The organism is Streptomyces sp. NPDC000410, assembly GCF_040300305.1.
Classification (GTDB): Bacteria; Actinomycetota; Actinomycetes; order Streptomycetales; family Streptomycetaceae; genus Streptomyces.
Window position 1 is genome coordinate 1 of the sequence record NZ_JBEPDM010000072.1, and the last position, 24,056, is coordinate 24,056.

At 68.5% G+C, this 24,056-nt stretch carries 23 protein-coding genes and 1 pseudogene; 5 read left to right on the plus strand and 19 right to left on the minus strand.

The annotated features are described in order from the left end of the window. Positions 1-180: 180 nt before the first annotated feature. The 5 genes from ABT342_RS35365 to ABT342_RS35385 all read right to left on the minus strand — a co-directional run bounded on the left by ABT342_RS35365 (position 181) and on the right by ABT342_RS35385 (position 5,195). Positions 181-1,467, minus strand: a complete 1,287-nt coding sequence (locus ABT342_RS35365) for a hypothetical protein (RefSeq protein WP_351582789.1) — start codon at positions 1,465-1,467, stop codon at positions 181-183. Positions 1,468-2,808: 1,341 nt separating this feature from the next. Then, positions 2,809-3,513: a polysaccharide deacetylase family protein gene (locus ABT342_RS35370; protein WP_351582791.1), complete on the minus strand. Its 705-nt coding sequence runs from the start codon at positions 3,511-3,513 to the stop codon at positions 2,809-2,811. 99 nt (positions 3,514-3,612) lie between these two features. Further along, complete coding sequence (locus tag ABT342_RS35375) at positions 3,613-4,110, minus strand: DUF6328 family protein (RefSeq protein ID WP_351582793.1); 498 nt, start codon at positions 4,108-4,110, stop codon at positions 3,613-3,615. 318 nt (positions 4,111-4,428) lie between these two features. After that, positions 4,429-4,887: a CAP domain-containing protein gene (locus tag ABT342_RS35380; protein WP_351582795.1), complete on the minus strand. Its 459-nt coding sequence runs from the start codon at positions 4,885-4,887 to the stop codon at positions 4,429-4,431. Positions 4,888-5,018: 131 nt separating this feature from the next. Then, positions 5,019-5,195: a hypothetical protein gene (locus tag ABT342_RS35385; protein ID WP_351582797.1), complete on the minus strand. Its 177-nt coding sequence runs from the start codon at positions 5,193-5,195 to the stop codon at positions 5,019-5,021. Positions 5,196-5,457: 262 nt separating this feature from the next. Here ABT342_RS35385 and ABT342_RS35390 point away from each other — a divergent pair, with 262 nt between their 5' ends. Together ABT342_RS35390 and ABT342_RS35395 are read left to right on the plus strand one after the other, a co-directional pair. Next, positions 5,458-5,841 (plus strand): hypothetical protein, encoded by a 384-nt coding sequence (locus tag ABT342_RS35390; RefSeq protein ID WP_351582799.1) that lies wholly within the window; start codon positions 5,458-5,460, stop codon positions 5,839-5,841. Between the two features lie 356 nt (positions 5,842-6,197). Continuing rightward, positions 6,198-6,989, plus strand: a complete 792-nt coding sequence (locus tag ABT342_RS35395) for an aldolase/citrate lyase/malate synthase family protein (protein WP_351582801.1) — start codon at positions 6,198-6,200, stop codon at positions 6,987-6,989. A gap of 50 nt (positions 6,990-7,039) precedes the next feature. Here ABT342_RS35395 and ABT342_RS35400 read toward each other — a convergent pair whose 3' ends face one another. Further along, on the minus strand, positions 7,040-9,874 hold the full coding sequence (locus ABT342_RS35400) for a helix-turn-helix transcriptional regulator (RefSeq protein WP_351582803.1): 2,835 nt from the start codon (positions 9,872-9,874) through the stop codon (positions 7,040-7,042). Between the two features lie 64 nt (positions 9,875-9,938). Further along, the gene (locus ABT342_RS35405) at positions 9,939-10,454 is read right to left on the minus strand and encodes a cytochrome P450 (RefSeq protein ID WP_351582805.1); all 516 of its coding nucleotides are present in this window, start codon (positions 10,452-10,454) and stop codon (positions 9,939-9,941) included. On the opposite strand from ABT342_RS35405, the gene ABT342_RS35410 reads away from it, so the two are divergent. Next, positions 10,444-11,196: a hypothetical protein gene (locus ABT342_RS35410; RefSeq protein WP_351582807.1), complete on the plus strand. Its 753-nt coding sequence runs from the start codon at positions 10,444-10,446 to the stop codon at positions 11,194-11,196. The genes ABT342_RS35405 and ABT342_RS35410 overlap by 11 nt on opposite strands. Here ABT342_RS35410 and ABT342_RS35415 read toward each other — a convergent pair. The 10 genes and pseudogenes from ABT342_RS35415 to ABT342_RS35460 all read right to left on the minus strand — a co-directional run bounded on the left by ABT342_RS35415 (position 11,154) and on the right by ABT342_RS35460 (position 19,888). After that, positions 11,154-12,257: a zinc-dependent alcohol dehydrogenase family protein gene (locus tag ABT342_RS35415; protein WP_351582809.1), complete on the minus strand. Its 1,104-nt coding sequence runs from the start codon at positions 12,255-12,257 to the stop codon at positions 11,154-11,156. The two genes, ABT342_RS35410 and ABT342_RS35415, sit on opposite strands and share 43 nt — an antisense overlap. Positions 12,258-12,375: 118 nt before the next feature. Further along, positions 12,376-12,582 carry a hypothetical protein gene (locus tag ABT342_RS35420; RefSeq protein ID WP_351582811.1) on the minus strand — a complete coding sequence of 69 codons (207 nt, stop codon included), beginning with the start codon at positions 12,580-12,582 and terminating at the stop codon, positions 12,376-12,378. 144 nt (positions 12,583-12,726) lie between these two features. Beyond that, complete coding sequence (locus tag ABT342_RS35425; protein WP_351582813.1) at positions 12,727-13,410, minus strand: ABC transporter ATP-binding protein; 684 nt, start codon at positions 13,408-13,410, stop codon at positions 12,727-12,729. Between the two features lie 11 nt (positions 13,411-13,421). Then, complete coding sequence (locus ABT342_RS35430) at positions 13,422-14,183, minus strand: ABC transporter ATP-binding protein (RefSeq protein WP_351582815.1); 762 nt, start codon at positions 14,181-14,183, stop codon at positions 13,422-13,424. 142 nt (positions 14,184-14,325) lie between these two features. Beyond that, entirely contained in the window at positions 14,326-15,090 is a 765-nt protein-coding gene (locus ABT342_RS35435; protein WP_351582830.1) for a branched-chain amino acid ABC transporter permease, read from the minus strand. Continuing rightward, positions 15,091-15,687, minus strand: coding sequence for a branched-chain amino acid ABC transporter permease (locus ABT342_RS35440; protein WP_351582817.1), 597 nt, complete (start codon positions 15,685-15,687; stop codon positions 15,091-15,093). 76 nt (positions 15,688-15,763) lie between these two features. Beyond that, a pseudogene (locus tag ABT342_RS35445) lies at positions 15,764-17,406 on the minus strand (ABC transporter substrate-binding protein); the annotation flags it as partial. Then, positions 17,307-18,317, minus strand: coding sequence for a cyclase family protein (locus ABT342_RS35450; protein WP_351582819.1), 1,011 nt, complete (start codon positions 18,315-18,317; stop codon positions 17,307-17,309). The pseudogene ABT342_RS35445 and the gene ABT342_RS35450, both read right to left, overlap by 100 nt. A gap of 112 nt (positions 18,318-18,429) precedes the next feature. After that, on the minus strand, positions 18,430-19,632 hold the full coding sequence (locus ABT342_RS35455) for a cytochrome P450 (RefSeq protein WP_351582822.1): 1,203 nt from the start codon (positions 19,630-19,632) through the stop codon (positions 18,430-18,432). Positions 19,633-19,735: 103 nt separating this feature from the next. Beyond that, complete coding sequence (locus ABT342_RS35460; protein WP_351582824.1) at positions 19,736-19,888, minus strand: hypothetical protein; 153 nt, start codon at positions 19,886-19,888, stop codon at positions 19,736-19,738. A 364-nt stretch (positions 19,889-20,252) separates the two neighbouring features. On the opposite strand from ABT342_RS35460, the gene ABT342_RS38350 reads away from it, so the two are divergent. Next, positions 20,253-20,867, plus strand: coding sequence for a WhiB family transcriptional regulator (locus tag ABT342_RS38350; protein WP_502965672.1), 615 nt, complete (start codon positions 20,253-20,255; stop codon positions 20,865-20,867). Positions 20,868-21,109: 242 nt separating this feature from the next. Then, the gene (locus ABT342_RS35475) at positions 21,110-22,246 is read left to right on the plus strand and encodes a helix-turn-helix transcriptional regulator (protein ID WP_351582826.1); all 1,137 of its coding nucleotides are present in this window, start codon (positions 21,110-21,112) and stop codon (positions 22,244-22,246) included. Positions 22,247-22,293: 47 nt separating this feature from the next. On the opposite strand, the gene ABT342_RS35480 is transcribed toward ABT342_RS35475, so the two are convergent. After that, a complete protein-coding gene (locus tag ABT342_RS35480) occupies positions 22,294-23,286 on the minus strand; it encodes an ATP-grasp domain-containing protein (RefSeq protein WP_351582828.1) in 993 nt (330 codons plus the stop codon). A 140-nt stretch (positions 23,287-23,426) separates the two neighbouring features. Continuing rightward, the gene (locus ABT342_RS35485) at positions 23,427-24,038 is read right to left on the minus strand and encodes a PEP/pyruvate-binding domain-containing protein (RefSeq protein WP_351582832.1); all 612 of its coding nucleotides are present in this window, start codon (positions 24,036-24,038) and stop codon (positions 23,427-23,429) included. Between the last annotated feature and the right edge of the window lie 18 nt (positions 24,039-24,056).

Sequence of the window (24,056 nt, forward strand, 5' to 3'; positions counted from 1 at the left end):
CGGCGTATCCGCCGTCGGCCACACATCCCCCGAAAACCCCCCACACAACCAATAAACAGCCTCAGGACACTCCGACCCATCCACCGTCCAACACCTCCTCTCGCTGGTGGACTTCAGACCCAACTACAGTCGGGGGCGCCGCCCCGGCACCCCCGACTACGATCACTCCTGATCAATGGTTCACTTGACGCCGGCTGACACCCCGCCTGAGCTGCTGCCGTCGTAGGTCCAGGCCGGTGATTCGTCCACGGGCCGGGTGAGGGCCACCATCGCGCGGTGCAGCGACACCCCGTCCACCAGAGGCGGCGTGAAGCCGACCGAACGCATCTGCTCGGTCAGTTCCGGCGCCGGCAGCAGCCCGTGCGTCTCCAGGTAGTAGGCGGAGGCGTCGGACCAGATCCAGAAGCCGTCGGTGCGGTAGCTCATGGGCACCACGGTTCCGAGGTCGCGGTCCACCACGTCGTCCATCCGCGCCGTGGTCAGCAACAGCGGGGAGCCGGCGGCGAGATAGGCGAGCATGCGGTAGCGTTCCTCGTCGTCGGCCGCCCTCGGATGGTCCGTGCGAAAGATCGGGCCGACCTCGGGGTCCACACCGTCGAAGACCGCGACCAGGTCGATGCCGGGATCGTCGGAGGCCGCCCACAGCAGGTCAGAGGTGTTACGGGCGTACTGCTGGTAGCTGGGCAGCTTCACCCCGGTGGGATACACCTCGACCTGCGGGTCCTGCTCGCCCACGGCGGACAGGACGCTCTGCAGGTGGGCGGTCGCACCGATGAGCTGGTCGACCGCCTCGACCTCCACGACGTACACCCTGCGCGGCGGGGGCCACGGTGCGCCGGCCGGGGGCAGGCGCCAGGTGCGCCACATCCCGACAGCGCCGTCCGTGTCCTCGCACCCCGCCATGACGGCGGCGTCGGTCTCGTCGCTCACGGGCCCGCTGAGGCGCGGTTCGGCGTCGGGCGTCAGCTCGAAGCGGTAGCGGGGCAGGGCCTCGTACTCCGCTTCGTCGATGTCTTCGAGGACGCGTGTGTCGGCGTCTGCCTCGTTCAGCAGCTCTTCGAGCAGGTCGATGTCCTCTGCGCGCAGCGGAACCTTGGCTCCGGCGGCGGCGAAGGCGAGTGCGCTGCCCACTTCCGTCCTGCGTCCCTCCGCCAGCCACGCGCGGCACTGTGTGATGAGCTGGTCGGGAATCTTGCCGGCCATGAGGAGCAGGAGCTCGTGGCAGGCCAGCGCCTGCTCCTCCCCTTCGGCGTCCTCGTCGTCGTGCTCGGCCTCGAACCTGGCGTCCTCGTCGTCGGCTCCGGCGGGGAGCGGAACGTCCGGCGTTCCCTCGCCCCCGGCCTCGGGGCCGGCTACGGCCTCAGGGTCCGTGTCCCCAGGTGCGGGTGTCTCGGACAGGTACTGGGCTGCACCCCCGCTCGTCTCCACTGTCTCCACTGCCTTGGCCCGGCGCTTTTCGGTGGCCACCTGGCTCCTCCTCGGACTGTTGGCCGTTTGTCGTCATGCGGGAAACGCGCGATGAGGGGGACGGGTTCAGATCCGCACGTAACGCAAGCCACGCCGCCGTTCTCGTACGGCGTGACGGTGCCGGCCATGTCGATGACGACCATCAAGCCGTCCGGGCAGTGGGCGGGTTCGGACGCCGTCGTGACCGCGTCCCTCTCCCCGTAGAAACAGAAGGAGAGGAGATCTCCCCGAGGAAGGCTTGTCCAGGGAGATCCGTCGCCACCCGCGTTCCGCGCCTCCTGGGCGAGCGCGTCCGAGGTGATCACGTCCGACAACACGACCGCACCGCCGGGAAGCACGGTGTTGAGATGCCGGCGGCACACCTCGGCCGCGAGCGCGGCGCCACGCGCATAGGACACGTCCGGCGAACCGCCGCCCACCGCCGTGGGCCCGTCACCGCATGCCACGGCCAGAGCGAGAGCAAGGACGAAGGGCAGAAGCAGACGTGATGTCAGGGCCCGTGGAACACGCATGGCTGCGTCCACTTCCTCTCCGGACGGCTCAGGTGGCGGCGGCAACTCGTTGATACGCGTCCTGCGCACGCGAGTTCACTCACCAACCTGTCCGCATCTCCGGAAAGAATCTTCCCTCCGGGTGAACCCAAGCCTGCGGCGGCCGTATCCATGAGTGCTGGACTTGCCAGACCAACTCCCGTGGGGGGAAGCCAAGGTCGGCATCTCCAGCACAGGCCGATCGCATCGGCCCGCCCTGCCGCTCCGTCACACCCCCGTGCCCGTGGACGGAGCGGCAGGCACAAAGGCTCCGCGGCGCTGCCACGCTCCCTCCGTGTGGCGCCGCGGAATCTCGAGCCCGCCGGTCCATGGTGTGCCGCCGCATCCCCCCGTGTGCGGCTCTCCGAGGGACGGTGTGTTCGAGGTGTCACAGCCCCGGTCCAGTCTCAGGACCCCCCCCCAGAGACTGGACCGGGGCACTGTGCTGTTCCCGGCCGGCACGCCCCGCCCGTACCCCTGGGCCGTGAAGGGTCCGCTCAGACAGAAGGCCCCCCGCGCAGGCTCTCGCCTTGCACGAGGGGCATCCTCGCGTAGACCTCCATGCCTACGTCGTCCTCAGGGTTTCCTGCGCTCGCCGCACGGCCTCCCGAAGGCGTTCGAGGCCCTCCTCCAGCCGGCGTTCGGCACGATCATGAACCGAGTCGGCCGTCGGCTCCCCAGCCTCAGAGGGGCTCTCCTGCTCCACTTGATCACACATGACCCATTCCTCACCATTGGCCGCGATTGTCAATATGTTTTACGGAGTGGCAAGTTGACGGGTTCAGCTCGACGGTTGCCCTGTCGTGGCAGGTCAACCGCACGTCATCCGAGAGAACGTGTATCCGCGGGCCTTGAGCGTACTGAGGATCTTTGGCAGCGCGGCGACGGTCTGGCTGCGGTCTCCACCGCCGTCGTGCAGGAGGATCACCGAGCCTGACCGTACGTTGGCGAGCACCCGGCTCTCGATCGCTCGTGCACCCGGGCGGGACCAGTCCCTCGGGTCGACCGTCCAGAAGCGGAGCTTCTTGCCCATCAGGTCCGCCCGCTGCCGCACCAGGCTGTCCGAGGCGCCGTACGGAGGACGGAGGCAACGGGGCTTGTACCCGGTCTGGGCCCGTATGGCGGCGTCCGTGCGGTTGACCTCGTCCTGGAACCGCTTCCAGGTGACCGTGGTGAGGTCGACATGGGACCAGGTGTGGTTCTGCACGCTGTGGCCCAGAAGGTGGGTCCTTCGCGTGATGGAGGGGTACACGGCGACGTTGTGGCCGGTCTGGAAGAACGTTGCCCGAACCTTGTAGCGGGTCAGTACGGCCTGGACCTGTGCGGTGTACTTCGTACTCGGTCCGTCATCGAACGTGAGATAGACGATCTTGGGCGCTGCCTGCGTCCGGGCAACGGCCCGCTCGGCGGGATGTGCGGCTGTGAGCGGTGCGACGAGAAGTCCCGTACCGAGGATGGCGAGCAGGCCCTTCCGGAACGCGCGCCCCTGCCGATGACCTTTGAGACGTGTACCCATGGCGATGCCTTTCTTTGAGGGATGGCGACTTCGCTGCGGTAAACGGAACCAGGATCGGACGAGTTCATGACATTCGCAGGCAGGTCGAGCGGCTCGCCCTCATCGGAGGCCCTCCGCCCCACCATCGGCGCGGTTCTGCACGCGCCTCGCCTGCCGGTACCGCTGCCAGAAAGGCATGACGAACCAGAAGCCGAGGAGCCAACAGAACACGCCGACCGCGAGGCCGAGCGCCAGGGGGAGGTCCAGCACGACGTCGAGGACCAGCAGTACGGCGGCCGCCATCGCGACCATCAGCAGGACCAGCCCCCACAGCGCCAGCTTGCTGGAGGTGCGCACGAGGCGGTGCTTGAGGCAGGGGTCGGTGACGACACGATGGAAGGCAGCGGGTGCGGTGAGCAGGCCGACCGCACCGAAGGCCGTGACCAGAGCGATGACGTAGATCCCGCGCGCGACCTGGGAGAACGTGTCGAAGCGCGGCGTGACGGCCACAGCCATCAGAAACCCGAGGAGGAACTGGAGCGCGGTCTGCGCGACCCGCACCTCCTGCAGGATCTCCGCGTACGCCTGCGTGGAGGTCTCGGGCGCGTTGTCTGCCACACGCGGTTGGTGGAGGACTTCGGGCAGCACCTCCATGGCACTGGGTCCACGCTGCGACGGCAGAGCCATGGCCGTCGGCCGAACAGGCCGTGGCGCCGGCATCAGCTCGGTATCGACCGCGGTCGGCGCCCAACCTGGCGGAGTGGAGTGCTGCTTGCTGTCGGCCATGACGGCCTCCTCGGTCTCGCGGGATGCGGCAGCCTGTGACGGGCCCCGTTATTCGCAGACTTACGGCGGCCCTTTCCCTGGAGTTCACTCCGGCGTCGGACCAAGATGGTCTTCGGACATCTTGCTTGCCGGCCTCAACGCTCTTCGCCGCTACTCGTACCCGAAGTTCTGTGTCCACCAAGGGCCCCCGGAGCCCGTGCCGAGTCCGACACCGAGGGACCGCACGTCCGGGTGCAGGATGTTGGCACGGTGCCCTGGGCTCTTCATCCAGGCCAGCACGACCGTGGCGGGACCGGGCTGGCCCTTGGCTATGTTCTCGGCCGCGGGTGCGGGGTGCCCTGCGGCGCTCATGCGGTCCACCGGGCGGCGGCCGTCCGGGGCCACATGGGAGAAGTAGTTCCGGGCGGCCATGTCCTCGCTGTGGGCGCGGGACGAGCGGCGCAGTCTCTCGTCGGTAAGCAGCTCGGGGAGCGCTCTTCTGCGTCGTTCCTCGTTGACCAGTGCGGTGACCTCGTCCTCGACCCGCCGGCGCCAGGCGTCCGTGCCGATGGTGCGTTCCTGGAGGCGTTGTACGTCCTTCGTCGCCGCACCGTCGGTCGGATCCCTCACCCAGCGGGGGGAGTTGTCCGCATCGGCGGCGGCAGGGGCCGGTCGAGGCGCTCGGTGCTGTCGCTTTCGCTGATTGCCCTGCTTCGCGTTCTTCCCGCGCTTGCCGCGCTTGGATACCACGTCGCCGCGCCTCAGGCGGCCCGCTCGGCCGTCGGCTGCTGAAGATCCGGCAGGGAGAGCGGCCGGACGGCCGAAGCAGGGTGGTGAAGCGCGTGCAGCCGACGCAGGAGCGCTTCGATCTCCGGCGGCTGGACGTCGGAGCCGAAGAGGTTCGCGGTATCGGCGTATACGAATTCCTCGCTGGTCATGGCCATTCCTCCTGATGGATTGAGGTCCGTCAGCGGTCCGCGGGAACGATCCCGGACGCGGCCCGATGTCGAAGTCCGGCGGGCCAAGTGCCCTGCCCTCTGCCGGGGATACGGCCCGGATCGCCACCAGGCTCAATCACGTGGCCGGATCCCGTCACCCTCCGTGGATGCCGGCCCGCGCACTGAACTCTCGGCCGAGACCCCGCGTAGCTACGGGCGCCCGTCGGTATCGTGCCGAGGGCGACAGCGACAGGAGTCCCGCATGTCCCGTATCCGACGTACCTTGACCGTTGCGGCGGCGATGGCCTTCTCCGGCCTTGCCGCCACCCCTGCGCAGGCCGCGGACGCGCCGCTGCCGAAGAAGTGCGCTGAGGTGGACAACATGACCTGGGTCTGCGTCGAACAGACCGAACGCGGCAACCTCCACGCCTGGGCCGTGGCGGACCCCAACGTGTACGAGACGACCGAGGTCATCCTCTGGATCGGCAACCAGCGCCAGGAGCAGTACTACAACCGGACGACCAGCGAGCACGACGTTCACACCTGGAGCTCCACCCAGTCTCTGGAGAACGTGGTCGCGGTCGTGAACGGTAAGCGCAAGGACAACGGCCGGTGGGACCGGCCCGCAGCGTTGCAATACACCTGAGCCGACAAGACACGCCTGCCGGAGCTGTATCGGCGGGCTAGTGCCGTTCCGCTCCTCTCGTGAACTTCTCCGCCGTACGGCCGTAACCAAGGATGAGGAGCCGGAACCATCCGTCCGACCAGAGAGGTCGGGTCACGGCTTCTCCGCCGAGCTCCTGACGTCGCCGCGCTTCCCGACGCCCCTGCGGCGACAGATGGAGGTCTCGAGCCCGGGATCGGAGCAAGCGCTCGCGCCTCCGCCACGCGTCCCCACGCCTGGAGCCGCCCTGCGCACCACTCCCACTCGAGACTCGGGCCCCGGTCCTGATCCGGACGGTCAGGACCGGGGCTCTCGGCCGCAGACTCCCGGAGGTTTCCGTGACCGTCGACATTCCCCGCATACCCCGGCAGCTTGACCGGCGTGGTTCCGCCTCGCAGGCAGCCACCACCAAGGACTGCCTGCCGGGCTTCCACGCACCCGCGAAGACGTTTCTCCTTCTCGACCCCATCGACGCGCTGCACCTCATCGAGCAGCTGTCTGTCCCGCCCGATGCGTTGATCGTCGATGTGTACGGATCAGCACAGCGGCACGGCCCCACGGCGGCGTTCGCCGGTGCCGTGGAACTGCTGAGTTCGTACAACGTTCCGTCGACGCAGCTGTGGTTGCGGGTCCATCCGGCTTCCTCCCCCTGGTGTGCGGCCGCCATCAATCTCCTCGCGGACCACGTCCACGGCGTGGTGCTGCCCGAAGTCAGCTCCGTCGAGGACGTGCGGCAGGTGGCCGGCACCTCCGCGGGCCACCCGCTGTTGCCTCTCCTGCCGGTGTTCGAGACGTTCGCTTCGTTGTCCCACGCCATGCGCATCGCCGAGCTCCCCGAGGTGACGCGGCTGGGGTGCTCGGCCGCGGCGCTGCACGCCGCGGCGGATCCCGACAGCCCCTTGCCGCTGCGCAAGACGGCCCACTGGGCCCGGTCCGTGCTCACCCGCTTCTCGGTCGCCGCCGGGCTCCCCGCCCCAGTCAACGGAGTCTCCTCCGACCCTTGGGACAGCGCCGCGCTGATGCACGACGCGGTCCTCGCCCGATGCGCCGGGTTCGGTGGGCAGTGCGTCACGGAGCCAGAACTGGTCATGGACGTACGCGCGCTGTTCCGCCATTGCGTCTCCGACTGAACTCCCGGCAAGCCGAAGGGCTCGGCGGGCGGAGCAGCTGACCGCTCCCTTCACTCGCGGCCTTGAGCTTCCCGGACGATCTCGCCACGAGATCGCAGATCCAACTTGCTGAGAATGTGCGAGACATGAGTCTGGACCGTCCGGCGTGAGGAGAACGTCCGGGCGGCGATGTCAGGGTTGGAGAGGCCCTCCGCCACCAGCAGCGCGACCCGGTGCTCGGTGGGGGTGAGGGCATCCCAGCCGGTAGTCGGCCGCTTACGCGGCCCTCGCGCTCCCCGCCGGATGCCGAACTCACGCAGTCTGGCCGCCGCTGCCGCCAGGTCCCCTTCGGCCCCCAGGTGCTGGTAGTGGGTGACCGCCTCCTCAAAGACGGTCTTGGCCCGCACTACCTCGTCGGCTCTGGCCATCAGTACGGCAGCGTCCTCCAGCGTGGCCGCCAACGCCAGGGGTCGCGGCGCCGCCCGACTCAACTCAGCTGCCTCTAGCAGGGGTTCTGGGTCCTCTTCGAGCATCCCCCGGCACCACAGGTCCGTGACGCGAAGAGCCGGCCGAGGGTCTACGGCCCGCTCACCGGCCACAGCAGCGGCCACGGACTCCGCCATCGCCCGGTCCCCGGCGTCCAAGGCCATGCGCATCAGAGTGGGGAAGCATTTGAACCGGTCCGGCATGGCCTTGGCCCAGTCGTCCGACAAGGTCTGGGAAAGCGCCGCTCTGGCGTCACCTGGGCGCCCCTCCCGCTCCGCGAGGAGGGCTCGCGCCAGAAGTTCACAGGCGGTGTTGGCCCGTGCGTAGCCCGTCGCGGCCCATGGCTTCTCGTCGATCGCCGCCAGCTGGGCACGGGCCACGTCGAGCTGCCCCCGGCGCACGGCCACGAGGGCAGGAATACCGTGAATCAGCTCCGGGTTGTTCATGCCTTCCCAGAACTCCTCCACGCTCTCGAGCTCGGCCACCGCATCGTCCCAGCGACCGGCCTCGTACGCGCTCTCGGCCACAGGCGCGGCAAGTTCGTAGATCCGGGCCGTCCCCACGCCCTCGGCCAGCTGCTGTGCGGCGGCGAGCTCCTCCCACATCTCCTCCAGGCGGTTGAGGTCCTCGAGCGCGTAGGCCCGATTGGTCATCAGCAGGAGTCGGCAGCCCGTCCACTGCGGCGCCTCGTCGCCAAGCAAGGTGAGCGCCCTGTCCAGAAGGACCAGCCTCGTTTCGGGGGCCCGCCGATGGGTGGCTCCCAGCGCCATCGTGTGCAGCGCATAGGCGGCAGCGGGCCACTCGCTCAGTTCCTCGGCCTCGGCCAAGGTATGGCGCGCCAGCTCCTCTCCTTCGTCGTACTGACCGTCACAGAAGAGGATCAGGGCCCGCAGGGCATCCAGCCTGGTGGCGGACCTGGCATCGAGGTTCCATCGCCGCGCGGCCCCCGACGCCACGTCGATCGCCTCGGCGAAACTTCGGACGCGCATCAGCGCGTAGGCCAGCAACCAGGTCACGGAAAAGGCCACTTCGCTGTCGGTGGTGCGCACCAGGACTTGCCGCGCCGCGCGGGTGGCGTCCGCCATTCTTCCGCAGAAGAATTCGGCCGTGACCAGGTCCGCCTCCATGCCACCTCTGCGTGTGTCGTCACCGGGCAGGCCGGGCAACGCGCGCCGCATCAGGTCCACCGCAAGCTCGGGGGCCCGGTACAGCAGCTCCGGACCGGTCTCCGCGAGCCAGTCCATAGTCCACCCGTCCGTGACGTCCGGAACGAGGTTCAGCTGGCCTGCCACGCGTTCCGGGAGCGCGCCCGACCCGGCGAGTGCCCGCGCGGTCTGGTAGTGCAGGGCGGCGCGAATGGCGGCCGGCATCTCCTCGTACAGAGCGTCCCTGAACAGGGCACTGCGGAAACGCAGCCGGTCACCTCCGTCGCCGAGCACCCCGGCCAGTATGGCCTCCTCGATCGGCCTCAGCAGATCGTGCGGCTGCGCCTCGTGCACTGTGCAGAGGTCCGCCATGGTGAACTCGGTGCCGAGCAGACTGGCGGAACGCAGGACTTCGGAGGTGGCCGGTGTGAGGAACCCCAGGCGGTCGGCGATGGCTGCGCCGAGCGTCGTCGGGGCCAGGCGGCCGTCGGGGCCCTCGGTGAGGTCGACTATGCCGTCGGTGACCCGCAGTCTGCGTTCGCGAACCAGAGCGTCGACCATCTCCCGCACATAGAGCGGATTGCCCCCGGCCAGGCCGACCTGACGGCCGAGTTCCGGACCGACGACGGCGCCCAGGAGTTCACCCGCCATCTCCTGCGACTCGGCGAAGGAGAGCGGCTTGAGGGTGAGGACGGTGGCGTCGCGGCTCGTCATGGCCCGCTTCAACTGCTGCACCTCTTCCCGCCTGGGCACCGACCGGACACTGCCCACGATGAGCAGCGGAGTCTGCCGCGTGGCTCGCACGAGGCTGCCGAGTACCAGCAGACTGGCCTCGTCCGCCCATTGCAGGTCGTGGACGACCAGGAGGACCGGCGCCACGACGCACAGCCGGTCGATGGCTTGCAAAGCCTTCTCCACGCCCGCCATTGCGGGGTTGCCCGACCCCAGGAGCCACAGGGGCGTCCTGATGTCCGCCGGCACGGAACCGGTCGTGCGCATGGAGGAGTCGAGCGCCTGCCCGATGACATGGAGGGGCAGCTTCTGCCCGAGCTCGTCCGCGTGTGCCATCAGCACGGTGCATTCGAGCCGTGCGGCGTCCTCGAGTGCTTTGCCGAGGAGGGCGGTCTTCCCGATACCGGGCTCACCTTCGACGAGGACGCAGCCTCCCCGCCCCTCCCCGAGAGCGGCGACAACGGCACGCAAAGCCGTGGTCTCCTCGACGCGCCCCACCCATGGAGGTGCGCTCGACTCGTGCCCGGCCGTCTCTCTGCGCATGTACCTGGATACCCCCGTCAATGCCTGATGCCGCTGTGCCTTCCGGATGTCGCCGCGCCCGCACTCACCATAGGGACAGGGGCAGACTTTCGAGTCCTCGGAAAAACGGAGTAGGGCGGTGACGCAGGTCGGCGGACGGAACGGACAGCTGGATGCCGTTGGTCGTACGCAGGAGCGCGTCGAGCACCGCTCGCGTCTCGGCCCGCGCCAACGAGGCGCCGCTGCAGAAGTGGATCCCTTGGCCGAAGCTGAGGTGCCGCCCACCCTGCCGGCGCGTCACGTCGAAGGCGTCCGGCCGGTCCAGCAGGTCGGGATCCCTGTTCGCCGACCCCAGACCGGTGAGCAGCAAGTCGCCCCGCGCCACGTACACTTCCCCGATCTCCACGTCCTCCAGTGCGCTCCTGAGGCCGTATGGAGTGGGCGTGTCGAACCTCAGCGCCTCCTCGACCGCGGCCGGGATGAGCCGCGGGCCGGATCGCACCTTCTGTAGCTGAGCGGGGTGGTTCACCAAGGCGAGGATCGTGTTGCCGATCTGGTTGACCGAGTTCTCGTGGCCGGCCATGAGGACGATGGCCGCCATCGTGATCAAATCGTCCTGGCTGAGCTGCTCGTCGGCGTCGCGAACGCGGATCATCTCGGTGATCAGATCGGGTCCCGGACGGGTACGCCGCTCGGATCACGCCTGCGAAGTACTCTCGGAACTCCTCTCCCGCCCGCGAGGCGGAGACCAGCGACTCTTCGTCGTAGGAGCCGACGGCCGCGGTGAACGAGGCCGTCCAGGTGCGCAGCTGATCGAAGTCGCGCTCCGGCAGCCCGAGAAGCCCGCCGGTAACGAGCAGCGGGAGCGGAACAGCGACATCCTGGATCAGTTCGCACTCTCCGCAGGAAACGGCGTCGTCCACGAGGCGCCGGGCCGTCCGCTCGATCAGTGGTTCGATCCGCTGGACGGCGGAAGCGGTGAACGCGCGCCCCAGGAACGCCCGGAGTCGGCCGTGCGAGGGCGGATCGGCCAGGAATATGCTCTGGGCCATCATCTCGACCACCGCGTGCTGTCCAACCGCCCCGACCCACGCCTCGGTGAAGTATTTCTTGCCGAATCGAGGGTCGGAGGTGATCAGTTGTACGTCCCGATGCCGACTGGCGAACCAGAATCCGTTGGCACACCGATGCACGGGATCCTCGCGCCGGAGCCTCTCGTAGTGCGGATAAGGGTCGCTGAGGACATCGACGTCGCCGATGTCGAACGTCCGGCTGCCGCCGAACGGAGTCTCTTCACCCTTCATGCGCCGTCACTCTCCTGTGTCCCCGTGACCGGCGCCTGATCGAGTCGGAACGCGCGCCCGGAGGCCTGCGGCTCGATGACCACGACGCCGGCACCAGGAGCGGTCCCCATGGCTGCAAGGGCGGCAGGTGCCTGATCCAGCCCGATGGTGCCGGTGACCAGGAGCTCGGGGCGGAGCAGCCTGCTGTCGATCATGTCCATCATCGGCGGGTACGCGTGAGCAGGCATGCCGTGACTGCCCAGGATCTCGAGCTCGAGGGAGACGACCAGGTCCATCGGGAGGTCCCCGGCGCCGTTGGGCAGAAGGCCGACCTGGACGTGCCGGCCCTGGCGGCGCAGGCTGTTCACCGAGGCTGCACAGGTCGTCGGGCTGCCCAGGGCGTCCAGAGAGACGTGCGCCCCTCCGTCTGTCACGGACCGCACCGCCTCGGCGACCTCGCCACGGATGGCAGAGGCGTCGATGACCGCGGACGCACCGAACTTCCGCGCCAGATCGAGCGCCTGCGGCGACACGTCCACGGCGACGACCCGTGCGCCGATCGCTGCGGCGATCATGACGGCCGACAGCCCGACACCCCCGCAACCGTGTACCGCGACCCACTCCCCAGGTGCCGTCCGCCCCTGGGCCAGGACGGCCCGGAACGCGGTGGCGAAACGGCATCCGAGGCCGGCGGCGGTGACGTACCACATCTCCTCCGGGATGCCCACAAGATTGACGTCCGCCTGGTGGATGGGAACGAACTCCGCGAACGACCCCCAGTGGGTGAATCCGGGCTGCTCCTGCCGTTCGCACACCTGCTGGGAGCCGCTGACACACGCGGGGCACCGCCCGCAGGCGCATACGAAGGGCACGGTGACCCGGTCTCCCGGTCTCCAGTTCACGACGTCCGATCCGACTGCCTCGACCACCCCCGACAGCTCGTGCCCGGGAACGTGCGGGAGACAGATGCCGGGGTCGTGCCCCATCCAGCCGTGCCAGTCACTGCGGCACAGACCTGTCGCCTCCACTCGGATCACCGCACCGGCGCGAGAAGGTGCAGGGTCCTTGACCTCTCGTACCTCGGGGATCCGCCCGAACTCGTCGAACACCACTGCGCGCATCTGGTTCACTCCCTCGTCGTGTGCCTTCCACACCGGCACGGTCCGCCAAGAGGACCCGGCGGACCGTCACAGAAGCTCGCGACCGGCCCGGGGACACGAGCGGCCGCCGAGACGTCGGCTAGGGCACGAGAAGGATGCCGGGTTCGGCCGCGAGGCCCCAGCCGGCCGTCTCGGTTTCGGCCTGCGCGCTTCCGACAGGCTCCTGGGCGCGTGCCCGGAGCGCCTCTTCCGCCGATGCGGATGCCGCCCCGGAGAGCTGAGCCACACCGGCGGCCGCCATGACCGCGAAGGTGGCGGCAACCTTGCTGGGGAACTTGATCATCATGGTTCCAATCCGCAGAGGCGGGCGGCCATAGCCGCCCGAATCACAAGGGGTCGACATCCCAACGTCTGGTACTACGACAGCGGATCGGGAAAGTTCATGAGGGTGCCCGTATGCCGACGAAACGCCCCGACGCCCGCACCCATGTCACGTCATGTACAAGTCGATGATCTCGTCGTCCAGGAGTGGGGCGGGGCCGGAGCGGACAAACCTGCCGCCGACGATTACGTAGGCCCGGTCGGCGAGTTCAAGGGCCAGTCGGGCGTTCTGCTCGGCCAGGAGGAGAGCCGTGCCGGACCTCGCGACAGCGCGCAGGCACGCGACGACGCTCTCCACGACGACAGGCGCCAGTCCCATCGACGGCTCGTCCAGTGCCAGGACCTGTGGCTCCGCCATCAGTCCGCGGGCGATGGCCAGCATCTGCTGCTCACCGCCCGAAAGCAGTCCCGCCGTGGAGCGTAGGTGGGGCCGAAGAGCGGGGAAGAGCTCCATCATCCGCTCCATGCCCTCCCGCACCTCATACCGTCGGCGGTGATGGCCGCCGACCTGGAGGTTCTCCTCGACGGTGAGAGGGCCGAGGATGGCGCGGCCCTCGGGCACGTGCGCGAAGCCCGCCCGGGCGATCCGGTGGGGACGCTGCCCTGTGATCACCCGGCCGGAGAGGGACACCGAGCCCGTCGACGGGCGGACAAGTCCGGAGACGGTACGCAGGAGGGTGGACTTCCCCGCTCCGTTGGGCCCGACGACCGCGACCGCCTCGCCCGGCGCGACCGTCAGGCTCACACCGTCCAGCGCCGTCGCGTGGCCGTAGCGCACCACGAGATCGGTCACCCGCAGGAGCGTCACCTCTCCCCCTCTCCGTCGGCTCCGAGGTAGGCGCGTCTTACCCGTGGATCGTCCCATACCTCCGGAGCCGGGGCCTGGGTGACGACGCGGCCCTGCTCCAGGACGACGACCTCGTCGCAGACCTCGGAGACGAGTCTGACGTTGTGCTCGACCAGCACCACGGTGACCGCCTCACGGTTGATTTCGCGGATGAGAGCGCCGATCTCATCCGCTTCGCGGCGCGTCATCCCTGCGGTCGGCTCGTCGAGGAGCAGGAGATGGGGCTCGGTGGCCAGGGCCCGAGCGATCTCGACGCGCCGGCGCGATCCGTAGGACAGCTCGGTCACGTTCTCGTGCGCTGCCACCCCGAGGCCGACCCGTTCGACGAGATCGAGTGCGACGCGGCGCTCACGTTCCTCCGTGCGACGCCGGCTCCAGAGCTGCCAGGGCCTGCCCCGAAAGGCGCGGTGTCTGCCGAGCAGCAAGTTCTCGACGACCGTGGTCTCCTCGAACAGACGGAGGTTCTGGTAGGTCCGCGCCACTCCACGGGCGGCCAGCTGGTCGGGGCGCAGTCCGGTGGCCGGGCAGCCCGCCATGAGGATGGTCCCGTTGTCAGGTGCGAGATACCCCGAGACCAGATTGACGAGCGTGGACTTCCCGGCACCGTTCGGGCCGACCAGTCCGACCACCGACCCTTGCCGAACGGCGACGGAGACCTCATCGAGGGCCTTGAGCCCTCGGAAGGACTTGCTCACCCCACTGACCTGGAGCATGTTCATAGACCCTCCATGCGGGCTTCTGACCGTGGCGGCTGGGAGGCGTCCGAGACATGCCCGCGAGCCCGCCTGGCGCGCACCCACCTGACGACCACTCGATAGAGGCGCCGGTCCGTGAGTCCGTTGGGTGCGGCAAGGACGACGATCACGAGGACGGCACCATAGACGGCGTTCTCCGCGTCCGACTCCGCGAGCTCAAGGGTCTCCCGCAGCAGCGTGAACGCCACGGTGGCCACGACCGGACCCGCCCAGTGCCCGTTCCACCGACGAGTGCGTAGGTGAACACCGCAACCAGGAGGGGAAATCCGTACTGGTCGGGGCTGATGACCCCGGTCCGGTGAGCCTCGAGCGCGCCGGCCAGACCGGCCAATGCGCCGGACGCGACAAACACCGCCAGGCGAAGGCGGAACACATGGACACCGAGCCCCTGCGCAGTGCGCTCATCGAGCCGGACGGCCCGCGTGGCCCGGCCGGTGTACGACCGGTGGACCAACTGCAGGAGGAGACAGACGCCGACCAGAAGGACCACCAGCATTTCGCTGCCGAGTCCTGCCGGGATCCCCGAGACGCCGAAGAGGCCGCCGGTGAACGAGGCGTTCGAGATGCCGAGGACGACGACCTGGCCAAGCGCCAGGCTGCCCAGCGCGAGATAGCTGCCACGCAGGCGCAGCACGGGGAGACCGAAGACCGCCGAGAGCGCCGCCGCTGCCAGCGCGGCGGTCGCGACGGCGACATGGACAGGCCAGCCCTGCTCCGTCGTCAGCAGGGCAGAGGTGTAGGCCCCGACAGCCGTGAATCCGGGCGTCGCCATCGAGAAGGGGCCGCACTGGAAGAGAACCGCCACGCTGAGCACCAGCAGGATCTCGATGAGGAGCGTGTCCAGGAGGAACTGCTGGTAGGCGGGAGCCAGTCAGACACGGGTCGCCTCCTTCTCACCGAACAAGCCGGACGGTCGTACGAAGAGGACGAGGATGATCACCAGGAATCCCACCGCCTCGCGGAACGCCGAGGAGACGTACACCGTCGCGTAGACCTCGATCAGCCCCAGGAGCAGCCCTCCCGCCACGGCGCCCCGCATCGAGCCCATGCCGCCCAGAATGATCACCGCGAAGGCGACGAGCAGCGCGCGGTCTCCCGACGAGTAGGAGACGTTGGCGGTGGCCACGGCCACGAACACGCCGGCCAGCGCGGCCAGGACACCCGCCACTACATGGGCCACCGCGTAGACACGCCTGCTGTCGATGCCCAGCAGTTCGGCCGTCTCCTGGGAGTGGGCCACGGCCCGCAGGGCACGCCCCGCTCGGGTGCGCCTGATCCAGCTCCCGAGCAGCACCATCACGGCGAGAGAGACACCCAGAACCGTCAGCTGCAGAACAGGCACGTTCTGTCCGAAGACGGTGAGAGCACCCTGGGGCAGGCCCTGGCGCGGGAATGCCACGTACTGCGACCCCGTGTGCCACTTGAGGATCGCGGCCAGAACGAGTGCCACTCCGATGGTGACGACCACGGGAGCGTGCTCGGACGTGCCTCGTCGCCGCAGTGTGGGCCAGGACCGTGGCATCGATGCCCCAGGAGAGCACCCCACCCGTGAGGCATCCGACGACCAGGGCCGCCCAGACGGGCAGGCCGCCATCGAGGGCCACCAGGGTTCCGAAGGTTCCCCAGGTGAGGATCTGGCCGTGTGCGAAGGTCAACGTGTGGAGCACTCCCCAGATCAGCGTCACGCTGAGTCCGAGGAGCGCGTAGACACTGCCCACGGAGAGCCCGTTGACGGCTTGCTGCATGCCATCACCCGCCGCTCTCGCCCGCCCCCGGCCCGCTGCGTACTTGACGCATCGTGAGCCCGGCTTCCACAGCACCGGCTTGCCTCCGGTGATCTGCAGCGGAGTTCCGGTGATCGTGGGATTGCGGTTCTCGTCGAAGCCATACTCTCCGAAGGCGCCCCTGAACTGCTTCAGGCTGGCGAGCGCATCCCGCACCGCGGGCTTTTGTGCCGTCCTCGCCGTCCGGAGTGCCGTCGCGTAGGCCCACAGGGCGTCGTAGCCGGCTGCGAAGAAGAGGTCACCCGGCTTGCCGAGCTCTTTCTGCATCAAGCTCTGGAAGTGGTCGTTGTTGCCCTGCCGGCTCTCGGCCGACCAAAGACCGGTGTAGACCAGGCACTGCATCGCGGGTCCGGCCTGCTGCAGTATCTGTTCCCCGGCCGTCCCGTCGGTGGCGATGATCTGCTGGTCGATGCCGAGCTCACGAGCCTGGAGATACACCGAAGCGAACTGGCCGGGGAACGTGGACAGGACGCTCACGTCGGGATCGGCCTTCTTGATCTCCGTGAGCTGAGCCCGCAGGTCGGTGTCCTTCTGCGTCATGCTCTGCTCGGCCGCGGACGTAACCCCGGCACCCTCCAGCCCCTTCTTGCGGGCGCCGTGGATCGCCACGACCGTCTCGGTGTCGTTGTTGTAGAGGTACGCGGCGGTCTTCGCCCCGAAGGCCTTGGCGAACGCCACGTCCCGTGCCGGGTAGATCCTGCTCACGTCCGGAATGATGCGGAAGACGTAGTCGCCGACGTCGGTCACCCCGGGTGCCGAGAGGCCCAGTGCGATCACGGGCACCCCCTGGACTGGGCTTGAGGGGCAGCCGCCAGAAACGAGGGCGTGAGAGAGAATCCGACGATGGCGTCGACCTTGTCCTGGCCCACCATCTTCAGCACCGTGCTGACGGCCGCCTGCTTGTCGGCTCTGGTGTCACGGAACACGAGCTCGATCCGGGTGTCGCCGAGGAACCGGCTCGCCTCGATCTCTTCCATGGCCAGCTTCACGCCCGCGTACTCGTTGGTACCCACGCCCGCGATGCCGGCCGCCCCAGACGTGTCGAGCGGTATCCCCACCTTCACCACCCTGGGCAGCTGGGTGGTGGACGCGGAGGCGCCGTCGTCCTGGTCGCCACAGGCCGCCGCAAAGAGCAGCATCGAACCGGTCAGGACCGAGGCTCCGATTCTTCGTACGGATCCGTTCACAATGACTCCCTCATTCGGACACTCACGGTCGGAGATGCGTTGCGGAGACGCGGTGCAGCCGCTCAGTGACGAGACGCAGTGCGGCCGTTCAATCCGGGGACGGCGATGAAGACGGCTCACAGCACGGCGATCGGATTGACCGGGGAGCCGGCAGCGCCGGTGATGTTCAGCGGAGGCGCCGACACCAGGAACTCCCAGCGTTCCTCCTCGGCACATGCCTCGGCCAGATCTTCCAGCCACCACAGCTCGCCCAGCGTCAGGCCCAGATCGCGGATCAGCCGTCCGTGCACCGGATAGTCGTGCTCGAACGGCTCATCGAATGGCTCTACCTCGATCGCCACGTTGTCCATCGCCACCGCGGCGCACTGTCGTGCGTGCAGCCAGGGGACCGTCGCCATCGTCAGCCCCGGGGCGCCGACTCGCCAGAACTCCGCCTTGTCCTCAAGGTCGTAGAACCACGGCACGTGGCCGGTGCGGATCAGCAGGATGTCGCCGCTGCGAACTTCGACATGCTGTGCCCGCGCGCATGCGTCCAATGCCTTGGGGATGATGCGGTGCCCTGGCAGCAGCCGGTCAAGACCCAGATGCCGGGGAAGGTCGAGCAGAACTCCGCGGCCGACCAGACGGCTCTTCATCCGGTCGATGGCGCAGTGCCGGGCGCCGCTGTAGGCCTCGACCCCACCGATCCAGAAGCCGTTGTACAGAGTGTCGGCATAGCCGAAGTGAGCCAGGCCGTCCCACTGGGTGGTGCCCTGGAGAGGCAGGAAGAGGTAGTCGTCCGTCACCTGCGCCCCGGTCCACCGGCCGAAGGAGGCTCCCGCGACCACATCGGTCCCGCTGACCGAGAAGAGGTGCACCGGTCCGCTGCGCAGCGGGTGCACGGGCCCACCAGGACCGAGCGGCAACGCGCAGCCCACGGCCCGACCTGCGCGAACCGCCGCGGCCGCCTCGGCGATGACCTCAGGGGTAAGGAAGTTCACCGTGCCGAGCTCGTCCAAGTCGCCCCAGCGCCCCCAGTTGTTGGGTGTCCGGTCGTTGACCGCGCCCACCACTCGGCCGTGCTCGTCCACCTCGTAGTCGGGCGAACTCCACCGCTCGCTCCACACGCCGTCCGGTCCGCGCCCCATGCGCACCGCCTTCCCTTCGTGACGTACCCCGGTTACGTCCGTCACGCCGATCGGGTTCACATGGATTTTCGCGATGCCCGTGGCGCACTCTGAAGGCGTGCCCGAACCGGGTTCACCACACGGTCAGCGGAAGCCGCTCGAGCCCTCGGAAGAACGGCGTGGGGCGATGGGGCAGGTCGGCCGGCGACACGGAGAGCTGGATGCCCGTGGTCGTGCGCAGAAGCGCCTCCAGTACGGCTCGCGTCTCCGCCCGCCCCAGCTGGGCATTGATGATGAAGTCGATCCCCTGGTTGACACCTAGGTACGTGGGACCTGGTCGGCGCGTGATGTCGAATTCGTCGGGCCGCTCCAGCAGTGCCGGGTCCCGGTTGGCGGATCCCCATCCCATGAGGACCAGGTCGCCCTGCGCCACGCGCGCACCCCGTATGTCACCGTCCTCAAGCGCCACGCGCAGTCCGAGCTGCAAAGGGCCGTCGAACCTCAGGGCTTCCTCCACCGCCGCCGGAACCAGGGACGGGTGCGCCCGCAGTCTCCGGAGTTGGCCAGGGTGGTCGAGCAGAGCAAGAACCGTGTTGCCGATCTGGTTGGCCGAGTTCTCGTGCCCCGCCAGCAGAAGTGCGGCCGCCATCGTCACCAACGAGTCGTGCCCGGACCGCGGGCGTGCGTCGCGGACGCGGATCATGGCGGTGAGCAGATCCAGTCTCGGCAGGCGGCGGCGGTCGGAGATAAGCCCCTCGAAGTAGTGGTGAAACTCGTCTCTCGCGCGTGAGGCGGAGGCCAGCACCTCGTCCTCATGGGAGCCCGCGGCAGTGGTGAGCGCGGCCGTCCACGTGCGCAGCTGATCGAAGTCGCTCTCCGGCACGCCCAACAGGGATCCGATGACGAACAGCGGCAGAGGCAGAGCGATGTCACGGATCAGGTCGAGCCGGCCATGGGCTACGGCCTCTTCGGTGAACTCGCGGGCGAGCTTCTGGACACATGGCTCGGTCCTCCTGAAGGAGCGGCTGGAGAACGCTCTGCTCAGGAGGGCCCGCATTCGACTGTACAAGGGCGGACCGGCCGGGAAGATGCTCTGGGCCAGCATGTCGACCACGGCGTACTGTCCGCGCGCCCCAGACCATCCGTCGGTGACGCACCTCTTGCCGAATCGATGGTCGGCGGTGACCAGTTGCACGTCCCGATGCCGGCCGACGAACCAGTATCCGTTGGCACTCCTATGTACGGGATCGTCCCGCCGCAGCCGCGCGTAGTGGGGGTAGGGGTCGGCCAGAACATCGGTGTCCGTGATGTCGAGCACCCGCTGTCTGTCTGCCACGGTCTTGCCGGCATTCACTGTCCACCTTCTGTCGTCCGGCGGTTGGGGTCCTGCCTCTCCTAAGGGCGCATGCAGGGGGCAACTAGCGCTTCTTGCGGCGCCGTTACATCGGCTCCCCGAACACGCGCTCCAGCTCGGCCTTGAGGAAGGCCTCGATGCTCTCGCGGCTGTGCTCGTGCGAGCGGTCCTCCAGGAGGAGGGCCAGCCCGATGCGTATGTGCGTCTGAGCGTTGATCTCGTACTCGGTCTTGGTCATCGTCGCGGTTCCTATCAGCCCTCCGGGCGGTGGCCGTCCGGTCTGCGCGTGGTGTGTCACCCGCTCCGGAGGCACGGAGGGGAGAGTGGGCCCCGCGCCCGTTCGCACCCACCGGCCGCGGCGCAGGGCCCACGAGCGGTACCCCCCGCAGCCCGAGGTGCACCAACCATCGGGCTCTTCGGCCAGGAGCACCGGAAGGCCTGATGTGCCAACGCGGGCCTTCTGTGGACGATACGGACGTCGCCTCACGATGGTTCACCCGGTGGCCCCGCCCCGGTCCGGGGAGAACCCGACTGAACCGTCCCGGCAGTCCGCACGTTTTCCTCGGCGCAAGAGCCGTATCCGCAGAGTCGAGGTGCTGGGAATGAGTCGTGACGGACATCAGAGCTCTGTCCCCCCGTTCGTGACGCGGCTGAGTTCGCCTGCGCCCTGCACCGAGCAACCCTGGCTCTTTCACCCGCCGGACGACGGCTACAGCGACCACGGGCCTCGGGGAAGGGAGCGGACGGAGAGTGCACAGATTCTCTGTCGGCGCTGTTCCGTGATGCGAGCGTGCCGCCAATGGGCTCGTGACCAAGGCGAGTACGGCATCTGGGGTGCCGAGACGGACAGGCAGCGGGTCGCGGCAGGGCATCGGTCCCGGATTCGCGGTGCCAAGGTGAAGGGCTCGACCTCCGGGGCCTCGAGACTTGCGGCACAAAGCGCCGCATCCGACCGGTACGCAATTGCGCAACGCCCGGAACCGCTCCCGGTCCCCCCGTCGACGCCGCGTCTCACCCCGGTGGAGAGCGCCGTCCTGCGCGCACTGTGCGAGGGCGTCGATGCCAACGACCTGCCGACCGAACTGTCCCGCACCAGCACGGTTGTCATGCGGACCTTGGTCGCACTGCAGCGAAAACTCAACACCGACATGACCGGGCTCGTGACTGCCGCGCACGAATCGGGACTTGTTCAGGTTCTGTACGGCCCGGCCGCCTGAATCTCCGCCGGCCACTGGCACGTCTCCCCACCGCAGGAAAGGCAGTTCCACCCGTGAGCAGGTCCGAGGAATGGGGTTCGCTGCTCGAACTGCTCCCCGTCGCCTGGTGGGAGACAGACAGCGGGCTGCGTCTCATCCGGTACGGCGGAGGCTCGGCGCCCGGCGCACTTGGCAAGGTGCCCTCGCCCGCGCCGTCCACTCCCCAGGAACGCCGGGACCATCCGCCCGTACACGATGCACGGATGCTCGGCCGGGCGCTCGAAGGAGAGACGGTTCACTGGCGGGCCCGCTGTGGTGAGCGCCTGCTCGACGTCACCGCCGGGCCACGACGGGAAGCGTCCGGGCGGGTCGGCGGGGTGACGGGATTCGCGATCGATGTGACGCTCGGCGTGTACGAGAGGGAGCGTCACATGGCGTTCGCCGCGTACGTGCCGGCGGCCGCCTTCATCCGGGACGCGGCAGGCCGGTACCTGTGGGCCAACGACGCCTATGCCCATCTACATGGAAAGGTCCCTGGAGCCGTGACCGGGCGCACCCTGGAGGATGTCGTCCGCGAGCACGATGTCGCTCAGGCACGTGCGCTGGATCTGCAAGTCCTCGCGCGCGGCCGTCCCCTACGCCACTCCCTGACATTCTCGCGGCCGAGCGGCGCTCCGGTCAGCGTGACGGGACACCGCTTCCCTCTGGACACCGCGGCGGGCCCCTGTGTGGGCGGCATGTACATCGATGTCACTGGCGAGGTTCAGGCGCTCGGCGAGAAGGCCGCTGCTGAGGAAGAACTGCGGGCCCTTCGCGACCGGACAGGAGCGGCTTCACTGATCTTCACGCTCAGCGGCCGGGTCCTGCGTGCGAACGTGGGTGCGGCCGGACTCCTCCGAACCAGGGTCGCCTTGCTGGAGGGGCGCTCCCTGCGCGACCTTGTCGTGCCTTCACCTCGTACGGCAGCTCTGCTACGGGAGTGGCAGGAGGTCGTGCGTGGGCGAGCCTTGCGCCGCAACGTACGACTGGTGTGCCGGACCGGCGGCGGCGCCCTTCGTCTGGTGCGTGCCGACGTCGCAGTGCTCCGCGAAGACGGTCGCCCGGTTCGGATCCTGACCCTGCTCACCGCCTTGGGGATCGAGCACCCACGTGCCGTCAAGCTGACACCGATTCAGGAGCAGGTGTTGCTGCGCCTGGCCCAAGGCAAGCCCAACGCCGACATCGCCCGGGCCGTGGGCATGTCGCGCCAGGCCTTGGACTACCACCTGAGCCGGCTACGGCAGGAGTTGGAAGCCCCCTCGCGTACGGCGGTCGTCGCACGCGCCTTTGCCTTGGGCCTGCTGGACTCGACCGTCTGGCCTCCCGAGCTCACAGGTGAGTCGTCCGCCGCAACGCACTGAGCCCGCCGCGGCGTCAGGTGCGGGGTGGCCTGACTACCTGCTACGGACTACGGAGACAGCCTGGCTTGGAGGTAGGAGGAGTACGCCGCGGTCTTCTCCGTCGCGAACGCTCCGCTGCCGATGGCCGGGCTGGCGGTGACCTCGAGCAGGTGCCACTGCCGCGTCTGACGGTCCTGCACCACATTGACCCCGGCGATGTCACACCCCATGAGACTGGCCGCCCGGACGGCCATGTCCATCACGGCGGGGTCGAAGGACTCGGTATCGAACAGGGTGGCATGACCACCCCTTTCGGTGTTGGTGAGGTGGGTTCCGTCAGTGCTGCATCGATGCATCACGATCGGCGTCTCCTCGCCGAACACCAAGATGCGGAACGTGCCGTTGTTCGGAATGAACTCTTGGGCGAGAAATCCGACCGTGTCGTGAGCGGGGTCGAGCACGTGCCTGAGAAAGTGGACCTCGTTCTCGATCAGGAAGTTGAGCCTCCCGCCGCTCGCGTTTATCGCCTTCAGAACGAAGGGCAGGCCCAGCCGGGCGGCCAGATGTTGGAACGACTTCGGCAGGACACGCCGGGGCAGGTGGAGCGTTGTGGGAACCGGCAGTCCCGCCTGGGCGAGCACCATGAGTTGGTAGAGCTTGGTAGGAGCGCTGACCGCGGCGGCATTGAGTGCCGGCCGGTTCTTGTGCTCGAGGTAGGAGGCGACAGCGCTGAGCAGTGTGACGGTCGGACGGGGATAGGCGACGACCTGCACCAGCCCGAAGTCGGCCAGGTCCCTGCCCTCCACCGTCTCCCAGACGCAGGTGCGCGGCGTGTCGATGGAGAACGCGAGGTCCTCGATGCCGCAGTAGACGGTCTCGACGCTCCCGACATTCAGGCCGGCGAAGTGGGGGCGGTCGCGGCGGAAGACATCACCGTTGATGACAAGGAGACTACGGCTGCCATGGGAACCCGCAACGTTCGTGAGAGTCGCGCGGCGTCGTCGGCGCAGCACCCTTTGAGCCAGGTTGCCCACTACCGATCCGGACATTGCGGCTGACATCCGCGACACTGTTCATCCTCCCTCGGACGAGTTGGCCGGGCTCTCATTCACCGCCCTGGCCTGCGGTCCGCGCGGGACCATCCACCCGGGAAACGGCGCTGCGCGCAGTCGGGTTCACCGCTTGGGGCGCCCGCGGGATCTCAGAGCAGGTAGGGGCGGATCTGCACGAGGCACAGCCGACCGTCCGGGTCGAGCAGCCACTCGACGTCGAGGGGAGCGGAACGCTCCGCCGAGCCACCGAAATGGCCCTGGAGCAGGCGTCCCGCCAGCGCGAGTCGGCTCAACCCTTCCATGGCAGCCAAGTCCAGATCACTGACGCCGTTGCTCTTGGCGACAACCCGCCCGCCGCCTTCGACCGTGTTGTAGAGGAACCGGTGGGTCGGCGTCCGCCAGACCACCACGCCGTCCATCGAGCCGGATGAGCAGTCGATCACGACACTGCGGAAGTTCTCCGGTCGGGACGGATCCCAGGTGACCATCTCCCCGCCCAAGTCGCATGGTTGAAGGCGCTGGACGGTCACGCCCATCCCGCTGTCCTCCAGTGACCAGCCACCCCGATGGCGTAGCCGGACAGCCCTGGGCGAGAACGTCGTGGCCCACGCGCGGCGGATCGCCACCGCTAGTTTGGGCAGGTCGGTGACCACGGTTACGGATTCGAAGCGTCCGAGGGCCGGGGGGACTGTCCTGAAGTTTGTGTATGCCCCGGTGTGACCCGTCTGGCATGAGATGTGGTCTCTGCCGGGAAGGATCACAGATGGGCAGCAAGGACG